The sequence below is a fragment of the Marinomonas ostreistagni genome, assembly GCF_016888445.1.
Taxonomy (GTDB): Bacteria; Pseudomonadota; Gammaproteobacteria; order Pseudomonadales; family Marinomonadaceae; genus Marinomonas; species Marinomonas ostreistagni.
This window is the reverse complement of record NZ_JAFEKF010000004.1, coordinates 245,080-259,434: the sequence shown is the minus strand read 5'-3', so window position 1 is coordinate 259,434 and position 14,355 is coordinate 245,080. Positions and strand designations below refer to the sequence as shown.

Here is a 14,355-nt window from a genome sequence, read left to right as displayed (position 1 = left end):
TTAACCCTCTTTCTCAATCGTTGTGAGACAGTCACGTAGAATTGGGCCGTACTCGAACTTACCAGAACACGCGTACGTCATTAACGCCAAGTCTTCTTCTTCAAGCTCTAGAGCACCCAACTGCATGGCAGTCTCTGTGTCGCCTACTACCAACGCGCGCAATAATTGAGTTGGCAGGATATCCAACGGCATCAAACGCTCAAAATGGCCCAATGGCAACATGGTACGATCACTACCATTAGTGGTAGTTGTCATATCAAACTTAGATTTACCAGTCAGTTTAGAAATAAACACGTTTAGTACGGAGTGTTTATTAAAACCGGCACGCAAGTAATGCACCATTTGACGCTCACGACCTTCTGCTAATGCAACGATCTGAGTGTGGTAGCGACCAAGGAACGCGTAAGGCCCCATTGCTTTGCGACCAGATAGCACAGAACCTGAAATGATACGGTTCTCGCCGTCTTCCAGTTCACCTGCAACCAACTGATTGATGTCTGCACCGATCACTGTGCGAAGCAAACGAGGTTGTTTAACTTGAGGACCGCCTAGCGCAACAACACGAGTGGTATTCAATTCGCCTTTAACAAACAAATCACCAATCATGGCAACGTCTTGGTAATTGATAGACCAAACAGACTTCTTCTCACCTACTGGATCAAGGAAGTGAATGTGTGTACCAGCAAGACCTGCAGGGTGTTTACCCGCAAACTCTTCTACCGTGACATCAGAAGTCGTCGGAATGTTGCTGTCCGGCGCTTTACATAAGTAGACCTTGCCTTCTGTCAATCGAGAAAGAACCGTCAAACCGTCTGCAAACGCTTCCGCACGATCCGCCAATACCACCGCAGGATCTGCGGCAAGAGGATTGGTATCCATCGCCGTTACGAAGATCGAGTTTGGTACTGCATCGATCGCAGGCACTTTAGAGAAAGGACGCGTACGTAAAGCTGTCCAAAGGCCTGACTCAACAAGATTTTCAACCACCTTGTCGCGACCTAGAGATTTTAGCTCTGAGCTTGCGTGTTTAGGAAACTCAACCGCTTCGTTACCTTCAACTTTGATAACGACCGATTGCAGCATACGACGTTCACCACGATTAATAGCAGTGACAGTACCTGAAGCAGGGGCGGTGTACTTTACTCCTTCAGTTTTCTTATCCGTAAAGATAACCTGCCCTTTAACGACCTTGTCACCTTCTTTGACCAACATGGTTGGTTTCATACCATGATAATCAGGTCCGACGACCGCCACCGATTTCGCGGCTGGAGCATCCTCAATCGTTTGATTAGGAGCACCGCTGATCGGTACATCTAGGCCTTTTGTAATTTTATACATATGTTCTGCCCAACAAAAATTGAACACCAAAGCGTACTTACGTTATGAGCCAAATCCCCTCCGGGAAAGCATTTTGACTCTCGCCACTTCGAAAAGTAGTTTTATAACGTAATCTCACTTCACCGAAAAAACCTGCGTATTATAGAGGTCATTGCCTTCGTTGACTACTAGCGGACGCTTTCTTTAAGCATGGGGAAAGGGCAAAAACCTAGAAATAACAACTATAAGCGACGTTTATTTTGGTATAAACGTCTTTTCCGAGCGTCATAGCCTGTTATTTTCTTACACAATGTTGCCAAGCGCTACGATTTGAGACAAAAGCACCGCAATGCTCACCTTTCAGTTGCTCGCCCATCCTTTACACGCCACAATACTTAAAACACGCGCTTAAACGTTTAACCACACATTTTTACAAGCCAATCAAACACATGACTAAAACGACATCGTTAAACTTTAAAGCTGGTTTCAAAAACCATCTAGAAGCCGAAAACTTAAGCCACAAAGCTAAGTCCATGGTCGACATCGCCCAGTCTGCCCCAGCGCCGTTGCTTTACATTGCCGCCAGCGCCACTGAACTCAATGAGCTTGAAGACAATATTCGCTTTTTCACCGATCACACCTTACCCGTGTTGCGTTTTTCGGACTGGGAAACACTGCCTTATGATAGCTTCTCGCCGCACCAAGATATCATTTCAGATCGACTCAACACCCTAGCCCAGATCCGTGACCTGTCACGCGGCATTGTATTAACTACTACGGCGTCAGCATTGACTCGGATTTGTCCTGAAGAACATATAGATGCTCAGCGCTTCGATCTAACGCTTGGTCAAATCGTCGAGCAAAAGCAGCTTTCTGATCGACTTAGCAATGGCGGCTATCTCAATGTTGACACCGTCACGACCCATGGTGAATTTGCCGTTCGCGGCGCGATCATGGATGTGTTCCCCATGGGGGTGAGCAACCCTATTCGTGTTGAATGGTTTGACGACGAAATTGAATCGATTCGTTGGTTTGATGTTGAGAGTCAGCGCACCATTGAAAAAGTCAGTGAAATCAAGATTCTACCGGCGCGTGAAATCGCCACTACCCAGCAAGGGATTACGCACTTCCGCAAACGTTTCCGTGAACGCTTTGAAGCCGACCCACTTAGCAGCCCAATTTATCAAGACGTGACCGAGGGCATTATCCCTGGTGGCATTGAGTACTACTTGCCACTATTTTTCGAGCACACGGCCACCCTATTCGACTATTTAACTGAACAAACCCTTCTGGTCCGAAACGAACAGATCAACGAGTACATTGGCGCCACCCTACAAGATTACAAAACACGTTACGAATCCTTGGCCTATGATGTTCAAAAACCGATTCTAAAGCCTGAAGAGTTGTGCCTACTTGAAGGCGAGTTTTTCGCCAAGTTAAATCAGTTCACGGGCGTCGTCTTTACGACAAGCCAACACCCTGAGGTCACTTTACCTAAGCTTGCGATCGAGCATCAAGTCGCTGAACCATTGGCACGGTTACAACAATTCTTGGCGCAAGATACTCAACCCACCTTGATCGTCGCCGAATCCGCTGGTCGACGCGAAGCGCTACTAGAGCTGTTACAACAAGCCAAGATTCGCCCAAGTCAATGCTTGGATTGGCATAACTTTGTCGAACAACTACCAACGCTTGGCATCACCGAAGGCTTAGTGTCTGGTGGCTTCAGAGCCCCGAATGCCTACACACTCATTACCGAGAGCGACTTACTTGGCGAGCGGGTCACTCAGTCACGTCGACGTAAAGCGTCTAACATTGACGAAGATGCCATCATTCGCAACCTTACCGAACTACGTATCGGTGCGCCGGTGGTGCACATTGATCATGGTGTCGGTCGTTATCTCGGATTGACCAATTTATCCATTGATGGGCAAGAAACCGAGCTACTCACACTAGGTTATGCTAATGATGCTAAGCTTTATGTGCCGGTCTCCTCGCTAGAACTGATCTCACGCTACACCGGCGCCGATGAAGACCATGCACCATTGCACAAATTGGGCACTGATAAGTGGAGCAATGCCAAGCAAAAGGCCGCCGAAAAAGCTCGCGACACAGCCGCCGAGTTGCTTGAAATCTACGCCAAACGCGAATCCAAAATTGGTCACGCCTTTGCCTCACCCGATGAAGCATACAAACAATTTGCCGCGGGCTTCCCGTTTGAAGAAACACCTGATCAACAACTGGCCATCGATGCCGTCATCCGTGACATGTCCGCCAAGAAAGCCATGGACCGCTTAGTCTGTGGCGATGTAGGGTTTGGTAAAACCGAAGTGGCCATGCGCGCCGCCTTTTTGGCCGTGCAAGACGGTAAACAAGTCGCCGTTCTTGTGCCCACTACTCTATTAGCGCAACAACATTACGACAACTTCTGCGACCGCTTCGCCGACTGGCCAGTAGAAATTGAGCTACTGTCTCGCTTTCGTTCCGGTAAACAAACCAATGAAGCGATTCAGCGCATCGAAGAAGGCAAGGCAGACATTGTCGTTGGCACTCACAAGCTCATTCAAGGTGATATAAAATTCGCCAACTTAGGCCTAGTGATTATTGATGAAGAGCACCGCTTTGGCGTCAAACAAAAGGATCAATTCAAATCCCTGCGTGCTGAAGTTGATATCTTAACACTGACCGCGACACCGATCCCGCGTACCTTAAATATGTCGTTAAGCGGTATTCGTGATTTGTCGATCATTGCGACGCCCCCAGCAAAACGTCTATCGGTTAAGACCTTCGTGAAACAAAAGGATGCCAACCAAATCCGTGAGGCTATCTTGCGCGAGTTGTATCGTGGTGGCCAAGTGTACTTCTTACACAACGAAGTCCAAACCATTGAAAAAACGGCTGAAGACCTATCATCACTGGTACCGGAAGCACGCGTCATCGTTGGTCACGGTCAAATGCGTGAGCGCGAGCTTGAGCAAGTCATGTCGGACTTTTACCACAAGCGTGCTAACGTATTGGTCTGTTCAACCATTATTGAGACTGGTATCGACGTCCCCAACGCCAACACCATCATCATTGAGCGCGCCGATAAGTTTGGCCTAGCACAATTGCACCAACTACGTGGTCGCGTCGGCCGCTCACACCATCAAGCCTACGCTTATTTATTGACGCCGGACGATCGCAAAGTCACCCCTGATGCCGAAAAACGCCTTGAAGCCATCAGTATGGCCGACACACTCGGCGCTGGCTTCACCTTGGCCACTCATGATCTTGAGATTCGTGGTACCGGTGAACTATTAGGCGAGGGCCAAAGTGGTCATATCGAGCACGTGGGCTTCTCCCTCTTTATGGAAATGCTCGATCGCGCAGTGAAATCGTTGAAAAATGGCGAATCGCCGGACGTGGATATCAGCTCGCCCCAACAGACCGAGATCAACTTGCGCATCCCTGCCCTAATCCCAGAGGATTATCTTGGCGATGTACACAACCGACTGATCTTATATAAGCGCATTGCCAGTGCCAAAGATGAGCAAGCCCTTAAGGAGCTGCAGGTAGAAATGATCGACCGCTTTGGCCTTCTGCCTGACGCCACCAAAAACTTATTCCGCCAGACTGGTCTCAAGTTTAAAGCCGAGCAGCTTGGCATCAGTAAAATAGAAGCCAACCAGCACGAAGGTAAGATACACTTTAAGAGCAACACACCAGTGGATCCAATGAAACTGATCTCGCTGATACAGACTAAGCCTGACCAATTTAAGCTTTCGGGGTCGGATACTTTGCGCTTTGTTGCTAATATGCAAAACGCTGACGAGCGCTTTAACCACACTCTCAAAACATTGGAACTATTACATTGAAACTATTCACTTTAATAGCGGCAGGCATTCTAAGTACAAGCGTTTGTGCGCAGAACTTAGAGGACCTTAATCCCGATACCGCACGTGCCTACAAGGCATATCTCATGACATTCAAGTGGTCCAGCAGCATGAGCTCTGAGAGTGTGCCCTACGCACCATTACCAGCGTCGCAAGCACTGCCAGAGTTCAACCCAAACTTAAGCCGCTCACTGAGTGTGTCAGGCTCACCGTTTGAACAATTCCGCAGCACCGTAGCGGCTCGCACCGAGCTTTTGACCAACAATGAATGGACGCTAATCTTTCCAGACAAAGGCGCATCATTTCATAAGGCTATCCAAAGCAACAGCCAAACCAATGGCTATGCTGACTTTAAAGGCGCGGTGTCATTCAAGCTAGAACGCTACTTAGAAACCAACTTGCATTATCAAGATTACCGTTTTAATGACGCCTATCAGGCCACCATTGAGCCAGACACTTTAGAGGGCACAGCTCAGGCCAGCCCCGCCCAAGTGTTGTCGCTGACGTTCCACAATAAAACCGCCAGCAAAAAACTCAATTACATTGATCACCCTGTGATTGGCACTCTAATCTACTTCGAGCCAATGCCACTGGAAGACGCTATCGACGAAATGTCTGGTCGCTAGACATAAAAAAGCCCTTAGCAGTCGCTGCTAAGGGCTTTTTTACAGCTGGCGTTTAATCATTCAATAACCGCGATGTGTTAGAACTTTGGACAACCAAGTCGTGGCTTTTTGCTCCACCGCAGACAATACCCCAAAACCCAGTCGCTGGGTTAACGCTTTCGGCTCACTGTACTTCACTTGTAGCACATCCACCTCTGGGTAAAGTTGCTCAAGGTAACTATCGCTGGTCATGACCACATCCGCCAAGTGATTATCAAGCGCCTCTGAGCCATACCATGTCTCACCCGTTGCTACGGCATCGACATCTAAACTTGGGCGATTCTGGGCTACGAAGCGCTTGAATAGATCGTGAGTGTCTTCTAGATCTTGCTTAAACTTCTCACGCCCTTCGTCTGTATTTTCACCCAACATGGTCAAGGTACGCTTGTATTTACCCGCCGTATGAAGCTCTACGTCAATGGTATTACGCTCCAACAAGCGATGAATGTTGGGCACCTGTGCTACTACACCAATCGAACCTAAAATCGCAAAGGGCGCGGCAACGATTTTATCGGCCACACACGCCATCATGTAACCGCCACTGGCCGCCACTTTATCGACCGTTACGGTTAATGGAATACCCTTGTCACGAATACGCTGCAACTGAGAGGCGGCCAAGCCGTAACCGTGCACCACACCGCCTGGGCTTTCTAGACGAACTACGACTTCATCGGTCGTTTTAGCCACACTCAATACTGCGGTAATCTCTTCACGTAAAGACGCCACAGCAGAGGCTTTCATATCACCATCAAAGTCCAATACATAAACGTGCTTCTTGTCGTTTGACGTCTCATCTTTGGACTTCGCTTGGGCTTTCTTTTGTTTCTTCTCAGCTTTTTGCTCTTTCTTCAGGGCTTTCTTGTCAAATAGCTGCTTACTTAACTCAGACTTCATGGCTTGATAGCCTTCGTTAAGCTTAGTGACAGACAAGTTCCCTTTACGCTGCTGTTTGCCTTTACTACTGGCAATCACCGACACCAGTAAAAGAATGACAACACCAATACTGAGTAACCGAATCAAAAATCCGGCGTAATCTGCTAAAAACTCCAATGTATTCTCCTAATTAGGCATTATTTTTTCGCTAAGGGTCTGCAAAGTAATGGGGGCAAAATAGCTTAGCGCAATAGCCTAAGCTAACATTCACCCAGTATTTCCATAGCCCTTGATTATGTATTTGCGCACTATTTCCTTGTAGAAAGCGCGCAGACAAAAAAGGGGCGCTCAGCCCCTGATGTGTTTAACCAAGTACGCCTACTTGACTAGTCTGACTCGTGTTCCAGCGGTGGGTTCTCAAGTTTGCGCCAAAGCGATAGGCCGGATTTTTTATCGATCAAATCCAAACGCTCCTCATGCAGCGCCAGCTCTTCATCGCTGGCACGCAATACACGCAATGGCGGACGGTCAGGCGATAAACGTCGAACCGCTAACTGCGCCTCATAATCATCACTGTCAGCGCCGCCTAAACCATTCATGCTGATCTGACCACCGGTCATCAACAAGTAGACGTCCGCTAGAATCTCAGAGTCCAACAAGGCGCCGTGCAACTCTCGGTGAGAGTTATCAATGCCGTAACGCTTACACAGAGCATCTAGATTATTTTTCTGCCCTGGGTGTTTTTTACGTGCATAAGCCAAACTATCGAAAACGGTACAAACATCGGCGACTTTCGGGAAGTTACCCAGTTTAGAGAACTCATTATCGATGTGGCCCACGTCAAACGGGGCATTATGGATAACCAGTTCGGCACCTTTAATAAAGTCGAGGAAATCCTGCGCTATCGCAGCAAAAAGAGGCTTATCCGCGAGGAAATCATCGCCTATGCCGTGAACATTGAAAGCTTCTTCTTCCACTTCGCGTTGCGGATTAATGTACACATGGAAGTGACGATTAGTCAGCTTTCGCCCCACCATTTCAACACAACCGATCTCGATGATACGGTGGCCTTGCTTGGGATCAATACCCGTGGTTTCAGTATCCAGTACGACTTGTCTCACGCCTGTGCCCTCAATTCTTCAATACCTTGATTGGCCAGCTGATCGGCAATTTCATTGCCTTCAATGCCCGCGTGACCTTTTACCCAGTGCCATTTTACGTCATGTTTCTGGCACAAGGCATCTAATTCTTGCCACAGCTCTTGGTTTTTTACCGGTTGCTTTGAGGCGGTTTTCCAGCCTTTACGCTTCCAACCTGCAAGCCACTCAGTGATACCTTTTTGCACATAAGAGGAGTCGGTGTAGAGGTCGACTTTACAAGGCTCTTTCAGCGCCTTTAAGCCTTCGATAGCGCCTTGTAGCTCCATACGGTTATTGGTGGTGTCATTAGCTCCGCCACATAGACGCTTTTCGTGTGCGCCGAATGTTAGCCAAGCTCCCCAACCGCCGATGCCTGGGTTTCCTTTACAGGCACCATCGGTATAGAGGGTTACTTCTTTCATAGGCTTAATTGATCTCTCTGATGGTCGGTTTGGTTAACGGGACACGTACTTTGGTGGCTTTCCAGCGCGGCTTGGTCGGAATATAACGTCGCGTTTGTTTGGTTACGGTTAACACATAAATACAGCCCATAGGCAATTTCATCGCTTGGGCACAGTGTCCTAAAAAACCTGTGCGCTGACGCCAACGGGGCGACTGCAACGGCATATCAAAATTCAAAAACTCAGTGCGCTCAAGTGTCAAACCTGCGACTTTAAGCCAGTCCTCGAGCCGTCGATGAGCAATAAAACGTGCCGCCCATGGTGCTTTGAGACGTTTACTAAAACAGCGCCGCACGCCCCAAAAGCTCCAAGGATTGAAGCCAACAATGATTAACTTACCGCTTGGCAATAAGGTGCGTGCCGCTTCGTACAAATCCTTATGCGGATTGGCAGACAAATCTAAAGTATGGTGTAACACCATCGCATCCACACTATCTGGCTCAAGCGGTAATTCGCTCATATTCGCCACTACGGTGGTATCAGGCGCACCCAACTCAAGCGCTGGTGCCAACTTAATGGTTTCACGAATACGATGGTTATGCAGCGTAAGATGCAACAGCGGTGACTGCTGCACCAAGTAATAGCCAACCATATTGTCCAGCACGCGTTCAATCACTTCATGCTCATGATTGAGCAGGCGTTCACCCAACTCGGTCGCATACCAATCTTGGAATAATTGTCTTGATTGATCATCCAACATACAATGCTCTCTCAATCTTAATAGACGACATGGACCCGAAAAGTATCAACCATTGTTACGTGGTCCTTTAAAGCAACATTTAAACATAACGTTGGGCATATGACATTTTTTCCGTTACCTGCATTGAATGATAATTACATTTGGATCACAGAAAATTCAGAACAGAAAAAGATTTGGGCCGTTGACCCAGGCGATGCCAGCGTTGTCAAAGATTACTGTCAAAACCATGGCGTCACCTTAGCCGGCATTATCTTGACTCATCACCATTGGGATCACACCGACGGTGTCCCGGAACTTCGCAATAGCTACGATTGCCCAGTATACGGGCCAGAATCACTTGCGCCTGACAAAGTCACGGTGCCAGTACGCCAAGGCGACACCATCACCATTAATCAAGTCGAATTAATGGCCATCGCTACGCCTGGGCACACCTTGGATCATCTTTGCTACTTCGGTGAGCCAGAACACGACGCGCCGATCTTACTGTGCGGCGATACGCTGTTCCGTGGCGGCTGCGGCCGCTTGTTCGAAGGCAGCCCTGCACAAATGCTCAACGCCATGACCCGACTCAGAGAATTACCTGGTGACACCCGTGTCTATGGCACCCATGAATACACCTTGGCTAATTACCGTTTTGCCAAAGCGATTGACCCTGATAACCAAGCGCTTGAAAAGGCCGATCAAGACGCCCAAGCACTTCGCCAAGACCAACAAGTCACCTTGCCCTCAACCATTGCGCTTGAGGTGCAAACCAATCCCTTTTTCCGCTTTGATGTGCCGCACGTCATCGACCATGCAGCGCAGCTTTTAAATGAAACACCTGCCTCTGATCTAGTCAGTGCTTTTGCCCAAATCCGACGTGCAAAAGATGGCTTTTAGTTGACCTCATTGGGTCAATCCTTAGAATGCAGACAAACTTATATATAATGTGACCAGAATGAATAGAAATTTACTCATCGCGGTGCTGGCTGGAAGCATCCTGACCGGTTGTCAGTCCTTCAACCAAAACTCCGCTGAGATCGCCGAGATCGACGCCGAAAACGAAGCCATTGGCGCCCCAGAAGCTGAGGCCGGTGAAATCGACTACATCGACATGGTCGATCCTGTCGTTTCCGAAGAGGCAAAAGCCAAAAAAGCCAAAGCCGCTAAAGTAGAAGCTTTACCACCTGAAGACCTTTGGGAGCGCATCCGTGCCGGTTACCAAATGGATCTGGATGTGGACAAGCCCCGTTTAAAGTCGCAATTACGCTGGTTCCGCACGCATCCTGACTACCTTGACCGTGTCAGTAAACGTGGCGAGCGCTACCTGTACTACATCGTCGAGCAACTTGAAAAAGAAGGCTTGCCGCTAGAGATTGCCCTACTGCCGATCGTTGAAAGTGGTTTTGATCCATTTGGCTACAGCCACGGCCGCGCTTCCGGTCCTTGGCAATTCATCCCATCAACTGGGCAAATGTATGGCCTAGATCAAACCTGGTGGTTGGATGGTCGTCGTGACATCGTGCTCTCGACACAAGCCGCCATTGCTTACTTAAAGCGCCTGCACAACATGTTTGATGGCGATTGGCTGCATGCGCTAGCTTCTTATAATTCAGGTGAAGGTACCGTCATGCGCGCCATTCGCCGTAATAAACAAGCCGGCAAACCAACCGACTTCTGGTCCCTAGACTTACCGCGCGAAACGCGCGCTTACGTGCCTAAGTTAATGGCATTAGCCAAAATCATGAAAGACCCAGCGGCGTACGGCTATGAGACCAAATTCATTGCCAACAAACCCTACTTTGAAGAAGTGAACACCGGTGGCCAAATCGATCTTGCTCAAGCCGCAGAAATGGCCGGCATTAGCATCGATGAACTGTACCTACTGAACCCAGCTTATAATCAATGGGCGACTGCCCCAGATGGCCCACACAAGCTGCTAGTCCCCGTGGAAACAGCAAAACAATTCCGCACACAACTGGCACAAGTAGCGCCTGAAGATCGTGTCACTTGGGTACGCTACACTGTGCGCGCGGGTGACAACCTAGGCAGCATTGCCAGCGATCACAACACGGCGGTGAGTGTGCTACAAAACATCAACAAGATTGACACCTCTTTGATTCGTGTTGGTCAGCAGCTGATGATCCCGATCGCCGGCAAAAGCTCAGAAAGCTACACGCTAAGCTCACACCAGCGCTTATTGGCCAAGCAGTCGCGTGCGCCAAGCAATAACCGCACAAAGACACGCTACACGGTTAAAAAAGGCGACAGTTTCTGGAGCATCGCTAATCGCTACAATACCAACAGCAAAACCTTAGCTCGTTGGAACAACATGGGCATTGGCGATCCATTGATGCCAGGTAAAGAGCTGGTGGTGTGGACACAACCCGACACCAAAAGCAGCACCCCTAAGAGCACACGCTCAGTAGTCAAACGCGTAACCTACACGATTCGCTCCGGCGACTCATTGGCTGCGGTGGCCAGCAAATTTAACGTCAGTGTCAGCGACATTCGTAAATGGAACCCTAAAGTGGGCAGCCAAAAATTCGTTCAGCCAGGTGACCGCGTCACCATGTTGATCAACGTCGTTGGCGGCTAACGTTTAACCCCATAAAAAAAGAGGCTCAAGAGCCTCTTTTTTTTGCTTACTGTTGTTTGCTTAACAGCCGTTCTTTCGTATTAGCTTATTCGTAGCGGCACAAGTAAGCCGTCGTTTCCGTCACTTTTACTGAAAATGACTGATTCGCTTCAACGATAAAGGTTTCGCCTTTAGCAAAGGTTTGCCATTCGGTTTCACCAGGAAGCAATACCGTTAGAGAGCCTGAGACCACTGACATGTACTCACGTTGCGAGGTACCAAACTCATACTCACCCACGCTCATTACGCCAACCGTTGACTGACCTTCATTATTGTCTAAGGCAATCGACTTCACTGCGTCATCAAAATAGCTGTTTACTTTCAAAGACATCTTTTACTCACTTTGTTCAAACTGACCACTGTATCGGTCACTTAATTAAAAACCGCTAGTCACCTAGCTGTCTTGCATTTCTTCGATGATCCACGCTTTGAAGGCGGCCATCGCTGGCGTCAAAGCGCGATTTTTTTCAAATACTAGATAAAACGAACGGCTGGTATTCAAATGCTGATGAAACAACACCTGCAGCTGGCCCGACTCAATTTCTGGAGTAATCAAACTCAAATCCGCCAATGCGATACCCAGCCCTTGCGCGGCCGCCCCTGCCGTTAAAGAGCCACTCGAAAACATCAATCCACGGCGAAAGGCCTTAGGGTCGAGGTCATTTTGTAACAACCAATCTTGCCACTCATCGCTGCGCTTGCTTACGTGCAGTAATGGGTAAAAGCGCATGTCCTCTGGCTCATTAATTGGTTGCTCAGGCTTAATCAGCTTAGGCGAGCACACCGGAGCTAATCTAATCGGACGCAGATAATGAGCCTCAACATCGTCCCAATCACCATTACCGAAATACACGGCCATATCAATATCGCCGATGGAGAAATCCTGTAACCCCATGGATGAGCGGATCTCAATCTCGATGTCAGGATAGCGCGCTTGAAAACGCTCCATACGCGGCATTAGCCAACGGGTCAAAAAAGCCGGTGCAACCGCTAAGCGCAACGAGCCTGCATGCTGCGCACTCATTAAATCCGCTGTGGCCTGTTCCAACTTCTCAAAAATCTGTTTGATAGGCTTAATGTAGCTCGCACCCGCCTCGGTCAATACCACCTTACGCTTGGTACGACGAAACAATTCGATGCCTAAAAAGCTTTCTAAGCCCTTAATTTGATGGCTGATCGCAGACGGCGTCACATTTAATTCTTGAGCGGCTTTATTGAAGCTGCCATGGCGGGCAGCAGACTCAAAACATTTCAGTGAATTCAAAGGCGGTAATCTGTTAATAAACGTCACTCCAACTCAATCATCATCCACCTAACATGCGCTCAGCAAAAGCCTTGCTCGCTGGTCAGCACTTAGGATTACTCTTCGGTTTTAGGCTTCTTCGGCAGACGAAATGGCTCAAAACCTTGTTGCTCGTTATCATGAAACACGACCTTTTTACGTGCGGTCGGTTTCTTTTGCGCACCCGATTTTGCTTGTTTCTTGGGCGCTTTGCGCTTGGCCTTTTGCTCAGTCGAGCGTGGTTTGTGTGCGATACCGGTAAAGCTTGGCTCTAAGCCTGCTACGGTTTCATAGTTAAACGAGCGCTTCAAGTACGCTTCGATATCTTTAAAGTTAAACCAATCTTTCGGTCCCACTAAAGAAATCGCATCGCCTTTGAAGCCTGCTCGACCGGTACGACCGGTACGGTGTACGAACTCTTCAGCAGGCTTTGGCAAATCAAAGTTAAATACATGCGACACACTTGCAATATCAAGGCCACGTGACGCCAAATCGGTGCTGACCAGCACTTTAAATTTACCGCGGGCAAAACTGTCCATGACCTTTGATCGCGCCGCTTGGCTCATATCGCCATTCAAGCTTTCTGTGGTCACGCCCCATTCGCTGATTAACTGTGCTAAGCGCACGGTATCGGTTTTGGTCGCGGTAAAGACAATCGCCTGCTTGATCTCAAAATGCTCGATAAAGTGCTGCAATAATGCTTGCTTATGATCTAGGTGGTCACACAGATAGACATGTTGACTAATGTCTAAATGTTCATCCATCCCCAAACCGACAGCAACACGTTCAGGCTCATGTAGAAGCTCCTGCGCCATTTCATTGACGTCTGTGTTGTCTAGCGTGGCCGAGAAAAACAGTGTCTGACGGCGGCGGTGATTGGCTGCTTCATTGATGGCACGTAAATCTTGGGCAAACCCCAAATCCAACATGCGATCAGCCTCGTCTAGAATCAACAACTCAAGGCCCTCTAAAAACACATGGCGTTGTTTCAAATGATCTGCCATACGGCCAGGCGTTGCGACAATAAAGTGTGGGTCTTTTTGAAAGCTTTTATGCTGATCGTTAAAGTTTTCGCCGCCTAGAATCAACACTGAAGAAAAACGCGTGCCGGCGATCAAGGTACGCAGCGTTGCGAACACTTGCTTGGCCAATTCACGTGTCGGCACCAAAATAAGCACGCGCGGATCACGCTTGGTTAACGCCTTACGGGTATACATGCGATGAATCGCGGGTAACAAGTACGCTAAGGTTTTGCCTGAGCCGGTTTTCGAGGACGCCAATAAGTCTTTACCCGCCATCGCTTCTGGAATGGCACGGGCTTGAATCTCGGTCGCTTCATTAAAGCCCAAATGACCAAAAGACTTCATTAATCGGCTATCTAAATCAAACTCAGAAAATAACAATCGCTTCACCTTAAACACACATAAAA

12 protein-coding genes are annotated in these 14,355 nt (G+C 48.5%); 4 read left to right on the top strand and 8 right to left on the bottom strand.

All coding sequences use genetic code 11. The annotated features are described in order from the left end of the window. Entirely contained in the window at window positions 1-1,338 is a 1,338-nt protein-coding gene (locus JQX58_RS12610; RefSeq protein WP_204147217.1) for a Na(+)-translocating NADH-quinone reductase subunit A, read from the bottom strand. 428 nt (window positions 1,339-1,766) lie between these two features. Here JQX58_RS12610 and mfd point away from each other — a divergent pair, with 428 nt between their 5' ends. Beyond that, window positions 1,767-5,171, top strand: coding sequence for a transcription-repair coupling factor (gene mfd, locus JQX58_RS12605; RefSeq protein ID WP_204147216.1), 3,405 nt, complete (start codon window positions 1,767-1,769; stop codon window positions 5,169-5,171). A gap of 104 nt (window positions 5,172-5,275) precedes the next feature. After that, complete coding sequence (locus JQX58_RS12600; RefSeq protein WP_204147215.1) at window positions 5,276-5,815, top strand: hypothetical protein; 540 nt, start codon at window positions 5,276-5,278, stop codon at window positions 5,813-5,815. 60 nt (window positions 5,816-5,875) lie between these two features. On the opposite strand, the gene sohB is transcribed toward JQX58_RS12600, so the two are convergent. From sohB to JQX58_RS12580, 4 genes are all read right to left on the bottom strand, one after another. Then, the gene (gene sohB / locus JQX58_RS12595; protein ID WP_204147214.1) at window positions 5,876-6,904 is read right to left on the bottom strand and encodes a protease SohB; all 1,029 of its coding nucleotides are present in this window, start codon (window positions 6,902-6,904) and stop codon (window positions 5,876-5,878) included. Window positions 6,905-7,113: 209 nt separating this feature from the next. Continuing rightward, complete coding sequence (gene dnaQ, locus JQX58_RS12590) at window positions 7,114-7,848, bottom strand: DNA polymerase III subunit epsilon (RefSeq protein WP_204147213.1); 735 nt, start codon at window positions 7,846-7,848, stop codon at window positions 7,114-7,116. Beyond that, window positions 7,845-8,288, bottom strand: coding sequence for a ribonuclease HI (gene rnhA / locus JQX58_RS12585; RefSeq protein ID WP_204147212.1), 444 nt, complete (start codon window positions 8,286-8,288; stop codon window positions 7,845-7,847). The genes dnaQ and rnhA overlap by 4 nt, the downstream gene beginning before the upstream one ends. A 4-nt stretch (window positions 8,289-8,292) precedes the next feature. After that, entirely contained in the window at window positions 8,293-9,027 is a 735-nt protein-coding gene (locus JQX58_RS12580) for a class I SAM-dependent methyltransferase (RefSeq protein ID WP_204147211.1), read from the bottom strand. A gap of 99 nt (window positions 9,028-9,126) precedes the next feature. On the opposite strand from JQX58_RS12580, the gene gloB reads away from it, so the two are divergent. Then, window positions 9,127-9,906: a hydroxyacylglutathione hydrolase gene (gene gloB / locus JQX58_RS12575; protein ID WP_204147210.1), complete on the top strand. Its 780-nt coding sequence runs from the start codon at window positions 9,127-9,129 to the stop codon at window positions 9,904-9,906. Between the two features lie 58 nt (window positions 9,907-9,964). Beyond that, window positions 9,965-11,605, top strand: coding sequence for a lytic transglycosylase (locus JQX58_RS12570; protein ID WP_204147209.1), 1,641 nt, complete (start codon window positions 9,965-9,967; stop codon window positions 11,603-11,605). An 85-nt stretch (window positions 11,606-11,690) separates the two neighbouring features. On the opposite strand, the gene ppnP is transcribed toward JQX58_RS12570, so the two are convergent. The 3 genes from ppnP to JQX58_RS12555 form a co-directional block, all read right to left on the bottom strand. Next, window positions 11,691-11,975 carry a pyrimidine/purine nucleoside phosphorylase gene (gene ppnP / locus JQX58_RS12565; protein ID WP_204147208.1) on the bottom strand — a complete coding sequence of 95 codons (285 nt, stop codon included), beginning with the start codon at window positions 11,973-11,975 and terminating at the stop codon, window positions 11,691-11,693. 63 nt (window positions 11,976-12,038) lie between these two features. Beyond that, window positions 12,039-12,935 (bottom strand): transcriptional regulator GcvA, encoded by an 897-nt coding sequence (gene gcvA / locus JQX58_RS12560; RefSeq protein WP_338040738.1) that lies wholly within the window; start codon window positions 12,933-12,935, stop codon window positions 12,039-12,041. Between the two features lie 68 nt (window positions 12,936-13,003). After that, a complete protein-coding gene (locus JQX58_RS12555) occupies window positions 13,004-14,293 on the bottom strand; it encodes a DEAD/DEAH box helicase (RefSeq protein WP_239090339.1) in 1,290 nt (429 codons plus the stop codon). Between the last annotated feature and the right edge of the window lie 62 nt (window positions 14,294-14,355).

Excerpts from the sequence above, each read along its gene's own strand:
- JQX58_RS12570 (WP_204147209.1), top strand. The coding sequence starts at position 9,965 with ATGAATAGAAATTTACTCATCGCGGTGCTGGCTGGAAGCATCCTGACC.
- ppnP (WP_204147208.1), bottom strand. The coding sequence starts at position 11,975 with ATGTCTTTGAAAGTAAACAGCTATTTTGATGACGCAGTGAAGTCGATT.
- rnhA (WP_204147212.1), bottom strand. The coding sequence starts at position 8,288 with ATGAAAGAAGTAACCCTCTATACCGATGGTGCCTGTAAAGGAAACCCA.
- mfd (WP_204147216.1), top strand. The coding sequence starts at position 1,767 with ATGACTAAAACGACATCGTTAAACTTTAAAGCTGGTTTCAAAAACCAT.
- gloB (WP_204147210.1), top strand. The coding sequence starts at position 9,127 with ATGACATTTTTTCCGTTACCTGCATTGAATGATAATTACATTTGGATC.
- JQX58_RS12580 (WP_204147211.1), bottom strand. The coding sequence starts at position 9,027 with ATGTTGGATGATCAATCAAGACAATTATTCCAAGATTGGTATGCGACC.
- JQX58_RS12600 (WP_204147215.1), top strand. The coding sequence starts at position 5,276 with ATGACATTCAAGTGGTCCAGCAGCATGAGCTCTGAGAGTGTGCCCTAC.
- JQX58_RS12610 (WP_204147217.1), bottom strand. The coding sequence starts at position 1,338 with ATGTATAAAATTACAAAAGGCCTAGATGTACCGATCAGCGGTGCTCCT.
- JQX58_RS12555 (WP_239090339.1), bottom strand. The coding sequence starts at position 14,293 with ATGAAGTCTTTTGGTCATTTGGGCTTTAATGAAGCGACCGAGATTCAA.